Origin of the sequence: Acinetobacter sp. WU_MDCI_Abxe161 (genome assembly GCF_025514355.1) — a bacterium.
GTDB lineage: Bacteria > Pseudomonadota > Gammaproteobacteria > Pseudomonadales > Moraxellaceae > Acinetobacter > Acinetobacter pittii_E.
Genome location: NZ_JAHPTU010000010.1, coordinates 81,515 through 95,169, shown reverse-complemented (window position 1 = coordinate 95,169; position 13,655 = coordinate 81,515). Strand labels below are relative to the sequence as shown.

The 13,655-nt window shown below is 39.8% G+C and carries 13 protein-coding genes; 4 read left to right on the top strand and 9 right to left on the bottom strand.

Going from position 1 to position 13,655, the window contains the following annotated elements; genetic code table 11:
• Positions 1 to 102 precede the first annotated feature (102 nt).
• Positions 103 to 549: a hypothetical protein gene (locus tag KTI78_RS12545; RefSeq protein ID WP_002116392.1), complete on the bottom strand. Its 447-nt coding sequence runs from the start codon at positions 547 to 549 to the stop codon at positions 103 to 105.
• Between the two features lie 165 nt (positions 550 to 714).
• On the opposite strand from KTI78_RS12545, the gene KTI78_RS12540 reads away from it, so the two are divergent.
• Positions 715 to 1,098: an RcnB family protein gene (locus KTI78_RS12540; protein ID WP_016143065.1), complete on the top strand. Its 384-nt coding sequence runs from the start codon at positions 715 to 717 to the stop codon at positions 1,096 to 1,098.
• A gap of 37 nt (positions 1,099 to 1,135) precedes the next feature.
• On the opposite strand, the gene KTI78_RS12535 is transcribed toward KTI78_RS12540, so the two are convergent.
• The 4 genes from KTI78_RS12535 to KTI78_RS12520 form a co-directional block, all read right to left on the bottom strand.
• The gene (locus KTI78_RS12535; protein ID WP_262446268.1) at positions 1,136 to 1,618 is read right to left on the bottom strand and encodes a phosphate-starvation-inducible protein PsiE; all 483 of its coding nucleotides are present in this window, start codon (positions 1,616 to 1,618) and stop codon (positions 1,136 to 1,138) included.
• 119 nt (positions 1,619 to 1,737) lie between these two features.
• Positions 1,738 to 3,519 (bottom strand): acyl-CoA dehydrogenase C-terminal domain-containing protein, encoded by a 1,782-nt coding sequence (locus tag KTI78_RS12530; protein ID WP_239975449.1) that lies wholly within the window; start codon positions 3,517 to 3,519, stop codon positions 1,738 to 1,740.
• A 167-nt stretch (positions 3,520 to 3,686) separates the two neighbouring features.
• A complete protein-coding gene (locus KTI78_RS12525; RefSeq protein ID WP_206239236.1) occupies positions 3,687 to 5,489 on the bottom strand; it encodes an acyl-CoA dehydrogenase C-terminal domain-containing protein in 1,803 nt (600 codons plus the stop codon).
• Between the two features lie 289 nt (positions 5,490 to 5,778).
• Positions 5,779 to 6,156: a hypothetical protein gene (locus tag KTI78_RS12520; RefSeq protein WP_016143069.1), complete on the bottom strand. Its 378-nt coding sequence runs from the start codon at positions 6,154 to 6,156 to the stop codon at positions 5,779 to 5,781.
• A 132-nt stretch (positions 6,157 to 6,288) separates the two neighbouring features.
• On the opposite strand from KTI78_RS12520, the gene baeS reads away from it, so the two are divergent.
• On the top strand, positions 6,289 to 7,947 hold the full coding sequence (gene baeS / locus KTI78_RS12515; RefSeq protein ID WP_016143070.1) for a sensor histidine kinase efflux regulator BaeS: 1,659 nt from the start codon (positions 6,289 to 6,291) through the stop codon (positions 7,945 to 7,947).
• Between the two features lie 21 nt (positions 7,948 to 7,968).
• Positions 7,969 to 8,655: a response regulator gene (locus KTI78_RS12510; RefSeq protein ID WP_002116101.1), complete on the top strand. Its 687-nt coding sequence runs from the start codon at positions 7,969 to 7,971 to the stop codon at positions 8,653 to 8,655.
• Between the two features lie 64 nt (positions 8,656 to 8,719).
• Here the strand turns inward: KTI78_RS12510 and KTI78_RS12505 are convergent, their stop codons facing one another.
• Positions 8,720 to 10,162: a protein adenylyltransferase SelO gene (locus KTI78_RS12505; protein ID WP_262446266.1), complete on the bottom strand. Its 1,443-nt coding sequence runs from the start codon at positions 10,160 to 10,162 to the stop codon at positions 8,720 to 8,722.
• Positions 10,163 to 10,261: 99 nt separating this feature from the next.
• Complete coding sequence (locus KTI78_RS12500; protein ID WP_016143072.1) at positions 10,262 to 11,434, bottom strand: acyl-CoA desaturase; 1,173 nt, start codon at positions 11,432 to 11,434, stop codon at positions 10,262 to 10,264.
• 208 nt (positions 11,435 to 11,642) lie between these two features.
• Between KTI78_RS12500 and KTI78_RS12495 the strand changes: the two genes are divergently transcribed.
• The gene (locus tag KTI78_RS12495; RefSeq protein ID WP_262446265.1) at positions 11,643 to 12,176 is read left to right on the top strand and encodes an META domain-containing protein; all 534 of its coding nucleotides are present in this window, start codon (positions 11,643 to 11,645) and stop codon (positions 12,174 to 12,176) included.
• 28 nt (positions 12,177 to 12,204) lie between these two features.
• Here KTI78_RS12495 and KTI78_RS12490 read toward each other — a convergent pair whose 3' ends face one another.
• Together KTI78_RS12490 and KTI78_RS12485 are read right to left on the bottom strand one after the other, a co-directional pair.
• Entirely contained in the window at positions 12,205 to 12,918 is a 714-nt protein-coding gene (locus KTI78_RS12490) for a glycerophosphodiester phosphodiesterase (protein WP_262446264.1), read from the bottom strand.
• A 74-nt stretch (positions 12,919 to 12,992) separates the two neighbouring features.
• Positions 12,993 to 13,571 carry a cob(I)yrinic acid a,c-diamide adenosyltransferase gene (locus tag KTI78_RS12485; RefSeq protein ID WP_262446263.1) on the bottom strand — a complete coding sequence of 193 codons (579 nt, stop codon included), beginning with the start codon at positions 13,569 to 13,571 and terminating at the stop codon, positions 12,993 to 12,995.
• Positions 13,572 to 13,655 lie beyond the last annotated feature (84 nt).

Sequence of the window (13,655 nt, the reverse complement as noted above, 5' to 3'; positions counted from 1 at the left end):
ACAAAGGTTTTTGTCACTTTTGACCTCTCAAAAGTGAGGCATTAGCCTATACAAAAGAAATTAGAACATCACTGTAAGTAAAGGCTGTGCCATAAGTCCGATTTAAGGCGCTGGCGGAATCAATTGATCCAACGCTTTATCATCAAGTTTTTCTATTTCACTCAAATCAGTCTTAATTTTCCACTGCGACTCGTCATCTACAGGGTTTGGTAAACGTGCTTCAAGCCAGTCACAGACCACATCTGGAGAAAATTCAGGATGATTACATTGAATAATCCACGATAAAAAATCTTTCGCTTCACCGTTCATGTAAGGCGGTGGTGAAACAGGAAAGAATAATGTTGGTAGGCGTTCATTCGTCGATAGATAGTTTAAAACATGCCCTAACTCTTGAACAGTTTGCCATGCAAGGGCATGCTCTACGTCAATACTGAACTTAAACCACCAAGCATGTTCGCCATCTGCTCCATGAGCCATAATTCGGGCTTCTTGTACACTTGGAACTTTACAAAAAAATTGATGAAGACGCTCAAAACTGATTTCAGACACAGCAATTGACCTAGTTTGAAAAATGCTAATGGTAGCACAGATACAGATTCTTCATATTTTCTTTATAGTCATTACAAAGTTTAGCAATCAAAGCGGTTTTATTCATGGTTTCTCCTTGAGTCTCTTCTAATCTAGCTTCATATCAAGATTAAAAGGAAATAGGCCATGAAAAAGCCAATCATTCTTGTACTTTCGACATTAATGTTAGGTATGTCAGCTACCGCGATGGCCGATTCTGGGCACCGTTGGGACAATAACCATGGTAAACACTATGATCGATATGAGCATCGTGATGACCGCCGTCATGATTACCGTAATGATCATCGGGCGCCAGTTTGGTCAAATGCTGATCGTGGTAAACACTATGGCAACTATGTTGCTTTTAAACGTGGCGAACGTATTCCTACCCAATATCGCCATAGCCGTTATTATGTTTCGGACTGGCGTGCACACCGTTTATATGCGCCACCACGTGGATACCATTGGGTTAAAACCCCTAATCAATACTTATTGGTCGACTCGAGACACAACATTTACCGAGTTCGTTAAATGTAAAAATAAAAAGGCCTCAATATTGAGGCCTTTTTTATGCTAACTCGTCATCTTGCGGTTGAGGTGGTTTTAAGTTTGTTGATGTTTTTGCATGTTTTTCTTTCATCACTGATGGGTAGTGCCATGAAGCAAATCGTACGACGAGAATAGATAAAGCTAAAATCAAAATTGAGCCAGTAATAATGACTTGATCGATATCCGCTTTGTGGTCATGTTGAATATCTGAAATGAGTAGACGGGTTAAGGCCGTAATCGCAACATAAATAAGAAATCGCACTGGCATATGATTGGTTTTAAAGTAAATTCCAACCATTGCTCCCAGTTCTAAGTAGATAAATAATAATAAAATATCATCAATTGAAGCATACTTTTTGACAGTTAGAATTTCAAAAACTGTATTGGCTGCAGACCAGGCCACCATACAGCCAATAATAAATAGGGCTAAATAATGAAAAGCTTCAACGGCATAATGACCAAATCGGTCCAGAATACGTTCATACTTTTTGGGATCGGGCATAGTAAGATCTTTTGTTTACTTAATAATGCTTAGAAATTAAACAAATTTCATGCCAATTGAAATAGTAAATATAAAATAAAAAACGCCTGAATTTTCAGGCGTTTTTGTGGAAAACTTAATTAGGCTTGATTTGTAAAGTAATCTTCACTAAAGCCCATAATTAAGTCTGAACCAGCTTTAATCTTAGCAATTCGCGCATCAATATCTGGCAAGATACGCTCAACAAAGTACTGAGCCAAAGCAAGTTTGTTTTGGTAGAAATCACCAGACTTATCTTTAGCAGCGGCAGCAATTTTCGCAAACATATACGCGAAGCTGAGTAAGCCCACTGCATGTAAATAATCAACCGCAGCTGAGTTCGGGAAATCTACATTTTCAGCAGCTTGTTCAATAATAAACTGAGTGATCGCTTCAATTTCAGTGGCAGCATCTAAAGTTGCATCTTTAATGAAGTTTAAATCTGTGTCTAAGTCATTTGCGAAGTCACGAATTTCAGTGATGTATTCAGCAATGAACGCACCGCCACATTTAATGGTTTTACGACCAATTAAATCTTGAGATTGAACGCCGTTAGTTCCTTCGTAGATTTGAGCAATACGAAGATCACGGATACATTGTTCCATTCCCCATTCACGGATATAACCATGACCACCGAACACCATCTGAGCATCTAAAGTTGCTTGGAATGCTGTATCTGTAAGGTAAGCTTTTGCAATTGGAGTTAAAAGCGCAACGCGGTCATTGGCTTTTTTCACTGCTGCTGCATCAGTTGAGAATTTAGTGATATCGAGTTGTTGACCTACATACACTGCAAAAGCACGAGATGCTTCATTATTTGCACGTGCGTTTAACAACATACGACGTACATCACCATGGACTAAAATGCTGTCAGCAGGTTTATTTGGTGATTGGACACCAGTTGCGCTACGGCCTTGTAAACGATCAGTCGCGTATTGAGCAGCATTTTGATAAGCAAATTCAGATGCACCTAAACCTTGAATCCCCATTGATAAACGTTCGTAGTTCATCATGACAAACATGGCAGCAAGACCTTCGTTCTCTTTACCAACGAGGTAACCTTTTGCTCCATCAAAGTTCATCACACAAGTTGCAGAAGCTTTGATACCCATTTTATGTTCAATAGAGCCTGGACCAACATGGTTGCGGTCGCCTAAAGAACCATCTTCATTTACAAGGTACTTCGGTACAATAAATAGCGAGATACCACGTGAACCCGCAGGAGCATCTGGAGTTTTAGCAAGGACCAAGTGAATGATGTTTTCAGCTAAATCGTGGTCACCGCCAGTGATGAAGATTTTAGTACCTGTAATGTTATAAGTACCGTCTTCATTACGTTCTGCTTTAGTTTTGATAATACCTAAGTCAGTACCTGCATGTGGCTCGGTTAAGCACATTGTGCCTGACCATTCACCTGAATAAATCTTAGGTAAATATGTTTCTTTTTGCTCTTGAGATGCGTAGCTGCTTAAAGCCATACCTGCACCCACTGAAAGAAGCGGGTAGAGCATAAATGATGGGTTTGTCGCAAATAACATTTCATCAGAAAGAACGGTGAGCATTTTTGGCATGCCTTGACCGCCCCATTCTTCATCGGCACCTAAGCCAATCCAGCCACCTTCTGCATATTGACGAAATGCATCTTTAAAACCAGCTGGTGTGAACACCTCGCCGTTTTCATAGCGAGCGCCTTCTTCATCACCGGTACGGTTTAATGGATGAGTCACGTTCTGAGCAAATTTAGCCATTTCTTCTAAAATTGCTTCAGCTGTTGCAGCATCTACATGAGCAAGTTTCTCATTAGACTGCCAAAATTGTTCTGCTTTAAATACATCATTTAAGATGAATTTCATATCAGCTAAAGGAGCATTGTAAATTGGCATAATCGTTCACCTTTTTTGTGCACATTGGCCTGTGCTAGATATCCTGTAAAACGAAATGGATATGGAATTTAAAGTGTAAATTTATCATTGATTTTATAAAAAAAGGACCGTCAAAACTGAGCAGTCCTTTTTTGTTTTTTAACATTGCATATCGCAACTAACTATGGTTAGAAAGCGAAATGTTCAGCGTCTAATGACATTAATGGATCTAGACCACCTGCAATAACATCTACATGAGAACGTACACGTGGCAAGATTTTCTTGAAGTAGAAGCGAGCAGTAGTTACTTTCGCATTGTAGAAGTCAACATCGGTAGTACCGGCTGCTAATTTCTCTTGTGCTACAAGCGCCATACGAGCCCATAGGTAAGCTAAAGTGATATAACCTGAGAAGTAGAGGTAATCTACAGCAGCAGCGCCTACTTCATCTGGGTTTTGCATCGCACGCATACCGATTTGCATTGTGAGATCGCCCCATTCTTTGTTAAGAGCCGCAAGCGGTTCAACAAATTCTTTCATAGCAGCGTTGTCTTTGTTTGCTTCTACGAATTTATGGATGATCTTAGTGAAGTCACGTAGCATTGCACCTTGAGTTTGCAATACTTTACGACCTAACAAATCAAGTGCTTGGATTTCAGTTGTACCTTCATACAAGCAAGCAATACGTGTATCACGTACGATTTGTTCCATGCCATGCTCAGAAATAAAGCCATGACCACCGAAGACTTGCACACCGTGCTTAGCAGATTCAGAACCAGTTTCAGTCAAGAATGCTTTCGCAATTGGAGTCAATAAAGACAAGATGTTGTCAGCAAACTTGCGCTCTTCTTCAGTTTCGCCTTTTTCAACGATATCAGCGTATTGAGCAAGTAAGTAAACAAGTGCACGACCGCCTTCAGCAAACGCTTTTTGAGTTAAAAGCATGTTGCGAACAGCAGGGTGGACGATAATTGGGTCTGCTTCTTTTTCTGGAGCTTTAGGACCAGAAAGTGAACGCATTGCTAAACGTTCTTTCGCATAAGTCAACGCACCTTGGAAAGATGATTCAGACGCTGCTAAACCTTGAACAGCAGTACCAATACGTGCTGTGTTCATGAAGGTGAACATACAGTTCAAACCACGGTTTTCAGGTCCAATCAAGTAACCTTTCGCTTGATCAAAGTTAATGACACAAGTTGCGTTACCATGAATACCCATTTTGTGTTCGATAGAACCACAACGTACCGCATTACGTTCGCCAATAGTTCCATCTGCATTTACATGGAATTTAGGAACGATGAATAATGAGATACCTTTAGTGCCTTTTGGTGCACCTGGTAGGCGAGCAAGAACGATATGGATGATGTTCTCAGCCATGTCATGTTCACCAGCAGAGATAAAGATTTTCTCGCCAGAGATTGCATAGCTACCATCAGCATTTGGTTCTGCTTTAGTACGGATAATACCTAAATCTGAACCTGCATGAGACTCAGTTAAGCACATCGTACCTGTCCAAACACCTGAAACAAGGTTTGGTAAATAAGTATTTTTTTGTTCATCAGAACCGTGATGTTCTAATGTACGTACAGCTCCGTGAGACAAGCCTGGGTACATACCCCAAGACCAGTTTGCTGTACCAACCATTTCAGAAATTGCAATACCTAAAGAGTTAGGTAAAGCTTGGCCACCGTATTGTTCTTCTGCTGATAAAGACGGAAAGCCAAGTTCAATATATTTTTGATAAGCTTCTTTAAAACCTGTTGGAGTAGTAACTACGCCATCATTCCAAGTACAACCTTCGCGGTCACCAACTTGGTTTAAAGGAGAAAGTTCATTTTCACAGAAATCCGCCGCAGCTTCTAAATATTGATCAACCAATTCACGGCTTACGTTACCTTGGAAATCAGGTAATTTTGCATAGTGTTCTTCAGCATTTAATAATTCATGCAAAACGAATTGCATATCACGTAAGGGCGCTTTGTATTGTGGCATATCGGGTTCCTCAATACTGGTGAAACCAGAGTTATAATCTTAATCTATGATAATGTGCCATGAGGCACCTTGGACTACTACATCGTGCAACAACTTGCATAACTGTACAAGCACCTCAGGACCTTTACTTTGTGACTGCAAAGTCAAGAAAAAAATACTTAAATGATGTAAGTGCTTTGAGTGTAAATACTTTTGATTATGTTTATATGATACAAATAGTCAAAATCGTAAATAGTTATGTATAAGCAAAAGGCGCCTATAGGCGCCTTTTGTTTTATGATTTTTAGAGTTATTTTGCTTGAACAGCTGCAGGAGCAGGGGCATTAACGGGTGGTTGAGGACGTTTTGGTTCAAAACGAAGGTTACATGTTCCTTCAAGTGTTTTATCGCCAACTTGAACATTTACTGTTTGTCCATTGGCCTTGCCATCACAAGCCTTTTGGATTTGTTCAAAACGCGCTTTGCGTTCTGCACGATGTTGTTCCCATGCTGCTTTTTGTTCTGGAGTAAATTCACGGTGCTTCATACGGTGGTGACCCTCACGTGGGCCATCTTGCATCATTCCGCGCTCTGGCTTAGGTGGTTGAGTTGTCGATTGACATGCCGCCAAACTTCCCATTGTTACAATTGCCGCACTGAATAATGCAATTTTTGCCGTCATTTTCATATTTAAAGCCCTTTAATGTTGTGTTTTAAGATGGCTTAAAGATTAGATAATAAAGATGTAGAAACAATGGAGAGTTTTTCTTTTCGTTGTTGGTTACAATGCCAAATATAGCGTAAAAATGAGAGAGTGCTTTTGAACGTTCTACGTGTTCCCATTGCATTACGGTTATTTTTGACAGTCTTGCTCACCACATTACTTATTGCGACTGCAAGCTTGAGCGTTTTGCACTGGACAATGCAAAAGAACTTTGCCAAATATGTGGCTGACGTTGAAATGCAGAAGCTTGACCGTCTCATTACCAATTTGGGTGATGTCTATACGGTTTACCATGATTGGGGGAATGCGATTCAGGCACAGATTTTACAAATCGAAGGAACCGCGGCTCCCGATGACTACGATCGTCTCTCACAGTGGTGGCTTCGTCGTCAATATGACATTGCGATACAACAGCATTCTTTCGATGAACATGCCCTTATCAATATCTCACCTCAAGTTGCACCCACTAATAAAAATAGTATTTTTAGTGAGGAAGAGTTAAGAACGCTTGAGCAAAATTTACCTTCTCAATATCAACCCTTTGAAGGATTGCGTTTCCCTTTAAGTGCAAACCAGTTTCGTCCAAGTGATGATAAAAATAAATCAAAGAAGGGAAGCTTAAAAGATATTGAAACTCAAAATGGTAAGAAGCGTTTTATCGCTTTGCCAGACCGCTTAGGATTGAGTTCGCGTTTATCTCTATATGACGCGCAGCACCAGTTTGTAGTAGGTGAACCACCTTCTTCAGATCAGATGTCATTTCGCCCGATTATCTTAAACAACCAAGTTGTAGGATATTTGGGTTTAAAACCCGTTTTGGATAAAGAAGACGCTTTGAGTATTAACTTCTTTAGTAATCAAAAGCGTTATTTACTCTTAATTTATGCTTTAACTTTGTTATCAAGTTTAGTTGCAGCACTATTAATGGCAACTTATTTTAAAAAACCGATTCAGCGTTTATTAAATGCAACCAATGAATTAACCAAAGGAAATTATCAGCATCAGGTAGTCATTAAGCGAAATGATGAGTTGGGCGACCTATCCACTCAATTGAACCATTTGGCAGAGATTTTACATCAGCATGAAGAATCACGACGTCAATGGGTGGCAGACACTTCTCATGAATTAAAAACGCCGCTGGCTGTATTGCAGGCTCAAATTGAAGCCATGCAAGACGGGATTCGAAAAGCAACACCGGAACATTTAGATGCGATGATGCGTCAGGTATCAAGTCTGAAAAAATTAACCCAAGACCTTGCGGATTTGGCACAGGCAGATGCTCAGCAGCTTAAGTGTTATTTAAGCTCTGTAAATCCATGGGAAGTGGTATTACAGGAAGTTGAAAACTTTAAACCAAAACTTGAGCAGGCTGGGCTTGAAATTCAAGTTGAAGGAACAAGTTCTCCGCTATTATTAGATCGTGATCGGTTTAAACAGATTGTTGTTAATTTAATTAGTAATAGTATTCGTTATACAGAAACAGGTGGCAAAATTCATATTCATACAAGCCAGACTCCTCAAGAGTGGACTTTATATGTCGATGATAGCCCGTTTGGTTTAAGTGATGAGCAATTATCCCGTTTAGGTGAGCGCTTCTATCGTGTAGATGATTCGCGTACGCGTAGTACAGGTGGAACAGGGCTGGGCTTAGCTTTGTCTTGTAAAATTGCGCAAGCGCTTGGTGGTACACTTAGTTTTGAACATTCACCGTTAGGTGGTTTACGTTGTGTACTCACTTTCAAAAAGCAGAGTTAAATATAAAAGGAAAAATATCTCATGAAACATGTGATGTTGGTTGAAGATGAAGTCGAATTAGCGCATTTGGTACGTGATTATCTTGAAGCTGCCGGTTTTGAAGTAAGTATGTTTCATGATGGTCAGGATGCCTATGCGAGTTTCCAGCAACGTAAACCAAATTTGATGATTCTGGACTTAATGGTTCCACGAATGGATGGTTTGACCATTTGCCGTAAAGTTCGTGAGCAGTCAGATTTACCGATTATTATGGTCACTGCCCGTACCGAAGAAATTGACCGTGTACTAGGTCTCAACATGGGCGCTGATGATTATGTATGTAAGCCATTTAGTCCAAAAGAGTTAGTTGCTCGTGTACAAGCTGTTTTACGCCGTTTAGAGCGTAAGGCAGAGCCTGAACAAAATGATTCTTTCCGAATTGATAAAGCTCAGCAACGAATTTGGTATCAACAAAAATCGCTGAGCTTAACGCCAACCGAATTTCGTTTACTTGAGCTATTTTTAGAGCATGTGGGGCAAGTTTATTCGCGTGCACAATTATTGGATCATATTAATCCGGATAGCTTTGATGTTGCCGATCGCGTGATTGACAGCCATATCAAAAACTTGCGCCGAAAAATTAGTGAAGCGGCTGAAACTGGTAACCGTCATGAATGGATTCAAGCTGTTTATGGTGTAGGTTACCGCTTCGAATATCCTGAAGAGTAAAACACTAGCAAAAGTTATTCTGTGGATAACCACAATGTTATCCACAGAAAATGTGGATAAAAAATTAAGACGAACAACTCACTGCCACATCAGGCATATCGCTTGGTAACGGGCCTAAATCTTCCGGTTTTTCCAAATCTGGCTGTCTTGTGTAAGGATGGTTGAGTAGTTTAAATAAACGGTCAACTTCACTAAAATCATCTCGGTCAGCTGCTTCAATAGCACGCTGCGCCATGTGGTTCCGTAAAACATAAACTGGATTTACTTTTCGCATATTGGCATCAAGTTCATCAATATCTTGATGCTCACGGATGCTGTTATATTGGCTAATAAACGCATCAAATTGACGAATATCAAGACAATCATCTCGTAAAACTTTATATTCTTTATTTTGAAGACGAATAAAACTTTGCGTGTAATCGAGTTGTTCAGTTTGTAAGATTCTTAAAAAAGCAAAACTACAATCAAGACTGTCTTTATGGAAATGGGGAAGTCCCATTTTTTGACATAAACCTTGCCCATAGTGCTCTAAAAAGATCGGTTCAAATTGTTCTAGGCAACGCGCTAATTCTTCTTTGAACTGATCTTTTTGTTCAGGTTCAGCAAGAGGAATTAAGTTATTTAACCACGTCCATAAGTTCCAATGGCCTATACTTGGTTGATTTTGGTAAGTATAACGACCTTGGTAATCCGAGTGATTGTTGATCCAGTTTGGGCGAAAACGCTCCATAAAGCCGTATGGACCAAAATCGAGTGTTGAACCTGTAATATTTAAGTTATCGGTATTCATCACCCCATGAGCAAATCCAACCAGTTGCCATTTCGCAATCATAATTGCAGTACGCTCAACTACCTTTTTGGCAAAAGATAAAATTGGATTTTCAGTTTCTAGGCATTCTGGATAGTGCCATTCAATACATTTTTGAGTAAATTCTGACAGCAACTCAGGCGCATATTGATTAATCCATTCGAAGTGTCCTAAACGAATATGACATTCAGACGTTCTAAGTAGCATTGCGCCTAACTCTAGTTTTTCACGCTGTACACCTTGAGTCGAGGTTGTAAAACCGACTGCGTGACTAGAAGCGACGCCTAAAGCATTTAGCGAATGTCCTGCTAAATATTCACGGACCACAGAACGTAATACTGCTCGCCCATCTCCCATTCTTGAATAAGGCGTAGCGCCTGCACCTTTGAGATGAAGGTCGATGGTTTGGCCCTTTGTATTGAGTATTTGCGCAATCAGTAAACCACGACCATCACCAAGTTGTCCTGCCCATTGTCCGAATTGATGGCCAGCATAAACCATCGCAAGTGGAGGAAATTCAGTGAAAGTACGTTGTCCACTACAGATCTCAACCCATGCATTTTTATCGTCTTCTGACCATTGCAGTTCATCAGCCAATGCACTGTTAAAATGTCCTGCCTTTGCACCACGTAACGGTGATGGCTGCTGAACATGGAATAATTTAGACGGAAGTGAAGGGTAGAGCGGATTAAACTGCATAGGCTTAGCAAAATAAAGAGAGCGGATTTCACTATAACACAGTTAAAAAGCAGGCATAAAAATAGCTCCCGAAAGAGCTATTTTAGATCAGAATTTAATTTAGTCTGACACCACATTGGTATTCTTTTTAACACTACGCATAAGTGTTTCTAAGCATTCACGGTGATGACTTAGACGATGTTCAAGCAATTGGAAATCAACTTTAAGCTTATGATCCATTCTATGAATCTTTTCAGCCATTGCTGCTTTTTTAGCTTGTAACTCTTGTTCTTTAAGTTTTGCCCAATCATTTAAGGTGTGTGTAAATGCTTCGTACTCTTGTGCGATACGTTGCTTCATTTGAGTAATGTCTGCATTTACATCATGCCCATAAATAGCAAGGTCTTGTTCAGCATATTTAAATTTCATCGCCAATTCTGCTTTTTTAATATTAAAGCTTGGAATACGACGTAAATTTTTAGCTAAACCAATTTTAGAACATGACCAGATCAACCATTTTGTTGGGTCATACTGCCACCATTTAACACCATTACGATAGTCGTATTGGAAGATATGGTGATAGTTGTGGTAACCCTCGCCCCAAGTGGCAATGGCTAACCAGAAATTGTCACGTGCTGAGTTTTCGTCTGTATAAGGACGTTTACCAAACATATGGCAAAGTGAGTTAATAAAGAAAGTCACTTGATGACTAATGATTAAACGTACTAAACCACCCAAGAGTACTACACCCCATAGGTCGCCAGTCGCCCAACCGATTAAGCCTAAAATACCAACATGAACTGCAACTACCAGTAAACCATAGTATTTATGTTGGAACATGACCAATTTATCGTTGAGTAGGTCTGGTGCATTTTTAAAATCTGGCTCAGATGGTGAATGATCACGGATCATCCAACCCATATGAGCATACCAAAAACCACGCTCAATTGAATATGGATCTTCATCAACATCATCAACATGTCGATGGTGAGTACGGTGACCAGATGCCCAGAACAAAATACTATTTTGCACGGCAAATGTACCACCGATCATTAAAAGAATTTTAAGCGGTAACGACGCTTCATAAGCTCGGTGAGCCCAAAGGCGATGGTAACCAGCAGTAATCCCCATACTACTTAGAGCTAAAAGAAAAAATAAGCTTACCCATGCGCTTACACTAAAATCATAATAATACGCATAAATCGGGATTATGATTGCGGCAAGAATTGGTAAACCAATTAAGGTAATGCTAGCGGTCCAGTTAATTGGGGCTTTGAGTGGGGCGGAAGTCATATCCGGCAGCGCTCCTAGAATCCTTGTGAAACAAGGTACAAAGACAAAACGACATAGCAAAACCAATCATCAAGATATATTGCTATTCTATCCTTCATATTAGCACGTGCTTAGTGAGAATCACTAGCATTATTGTACAGATGTATTGAAAGAACCGTAACAGAATTAAACTATGTCAAAGAGTTTTTCAAGCAGGAGAAGTTGTTTAATGAACGTACAACGATTGAAAAAAAAGAACCGCATTGATATTTCAAGAAAATTATCTTTGAAGTGTGTCTTGGTCACAATCAGTCTTGTATTAGCCGCATGTCAAAGTGCACCCGAACAGAATACAAAAAAAGTTCAAGCAAAAAGAACAGTTCATCAGATTCAAGCCCCTATTGTAAAAAAGAGAGTGAGTCCGGATGGCATTCAAGATATTGATTGGCAGATCACTCAGATCAGCGGTCATAAGGCAAAATTTTTTACACAGTGGCCGACTCTATCTTTAAATTCTTCGGTCAAAACAGTGTCTGGACATACTGGCTGTAATGGAGTTTTTGGTCGTTATACATTTAATTTCAGCCAGCAAAAACTTGATATGCAAGTAAATGCAGGCCATTCAAGTTGTGATGGTGCTTTGGCTCAAGAGGCAGAATTGGTAGATGCTTTGCAACGTATTCAACGCTTCCAGCTCGTAGGTAATACGCTATATTTACTTGATCAGAATGGGCAACGCCTCATTCAGGCACAAAAGAAATAAAAGGTGGTTTTTACCACCTTTTTTATATTTATAGGACCTGTAACATCGTGGTCGGCATATCTGTAATTAAGCCCTGAACATCTAAATCACGTAGCCTTTTTGCTCTTTCTACATCATTGACTGTCCACACACTAATGTTCAAACCGGCTTGATGCGATAATTGAATCATTTCATCGGTGGCAAGTTGATCGTGCCAACCAATATGACAGCACCCATATTGATGAGCGAGTTCTATCGCAGTTACTCCAACAGGAAGCTCGACTAACAATCCGCGTTTAAATTGAGAGTTAATATCGCGTAAAGCAGTTAAAATTTGAAGATCAAAACTTGTGATGGTGACGACTTTCTCAAAGCCCTGTAATTCCGTCTCGAGCTTTTGAACGAGTTTTTCGGCCAATGCCATATCTCTTACAGCTTTAACTTCAACTTCAATATGATCGAAGTTATCAAGTAAATTTAAAACGCCTATAAGTGTAGGTGTTGGCTCTGAATTTGGCCAGTCAGGCCAGTTTTGACTATGGTCAAATGATAACGCTTGAGCCAAAGTCGAATGCTCTACAATTTGATCGACTCCAGCTGTACGTAAAAAATTGTCATCATGAATGACAACCAACTCTTCGTCTTGAAGTTGACGAATATCAAATTCGACACCGCGAATACCTAAATTCTTTATGTGCTGAAACCCACCTAATGTATTTTCAGGAGCTTCTCGGCGTGCACCACGATGACCAATAATGCGCATAATTTTCTTCTATAAAATCTTTTACCTATGGTCTCTTCAAAAAGAGCAGAGACCATGTTTAATCTAATTTATTTTTAAATAATCTCATTAATATTTTTTTGCCAAAGCACTTCTTGACCACCTTCGGCACGCTGTAAAGCTCGTGATGCAACAAATAACCAGTCAGATAAACGGTTAATTAACTGAAGGGCAGTTGTCTGAATATTTTGATCACGAGTTTGTACCGACATTAGAGATCGTTCTGCACGACGACAAACAGCACGTGCTTGATGAGCGTAACTGCAAGATAAAGAACCAGACGGTAGAATAAATTCTTTCAACATAGGCAAATCTTCATTCATACGGTCAATTTCTTTTTCAAGAAATTCAATACAAACGGGCTGGAGTAGGTTGTAGTTTGGAATACAAACTTCTCCACCTAAGTCGAATAGCCAATGTTGAATCAAACTTAAGCTTTTATTCCAATCTGCTTTATTAGACACTTGGCTATTGGTGATTTGAGCACGAAGTACCCCAATAATGGCATTGAGTTCATCAACATCACCAAGTGCTGCAATTCGTAAATCATCTTTGGCAACACGAGAGCCATCGCCTAAACCTGTTGTACCTGAGTCGCCTGTGCGTGTATAGATTTTGCTTAAACGGTGTCCCATGCTGGATATCCTGAACATAAAAAAAGGGGATAATGTCGGTCAGAACATTACCCCGAAACTGGAGTTAAGAAAATATTTTTATAA

Bases quoted from the DNA above. Each gene is read 5' to 3' on its own strand.
- KTI78_RS12540 (WP_016143065.1), top strand. From the start codon at position 715: ATGAAAAAGCCAATCATTCTTGTACTTTCGACATTAATGTTAGGTATG.
- KTI78_RS12535 (WP_262446268.1), bottom strand. From the start codon at position 1,618: ATGCCCGATCCCAAAAAGTATGAACGTATTCTGGACCGATTTGGTCAT.
- KTI78_RS12530 (WP_239975449.1), bottom strand. From the start codon at position 3,519: ATGCCAATTTACAATGCTCCTTTAGCTGATATGAAATTCATCTTAAAT.
- KTI78_RS12525 (WP_206239236.1), bottom strand. From the start codon at position 5,489: ATGCCACAATACAAAGCGCCCTTACGTGATATGCAATTCGTTTTGCAT.
- KTI78_RS12520 (WP_016143069.1), bottom strand. From the start codon at position 6,156: ATGAAAATGACGGCAAAAATTGCATTATTCAGTGCGGCAATTGTAACA.
- KTI78_RS12510 (WP_002116101.1), top strand. From the start codon at position 7,969: ATGAAACATGTGATGTTGGTTGAAGATGAAGTCGAATTAGCGCATTTG.
- KTI78_RS12505 (WP_262446266.1), bottom strand. From the start codon at position 10,162: ATGCAGTTTAATCCGCTCTACCCTTCACTTCCGTCTAAATTATTCCAT.
- KTI78_RS12500 (WP_016143072.1), bottom strand. From the start codon at position 11,434: ATGACTTCCGCCCCACTCAAAGCCCCAATTAACTGGACCGCTAGCATT.
- KTI78_RS12495 (WP_262446265.1), top strand. From the start codon at position 11,643: ATGAACGTACAACGATTGAAAAAAAAGAACCGCATTGATATTTCAAGA.
- KTI78_RS12490 (WP_262446264.1), bottom strand. From the start codon at position 12,918: ATGCGCATTATTGGTCATCGTGGTGCACGCCGAGAAGCTCCTGAAAAT.
- KTI78_RS12485 (WP_262446263.1), bottom strand. From the start codon at position 13,571: ATGGGACACCGTTTAAGCAAAATCTATACACGCACAGGCGACTCAGGT.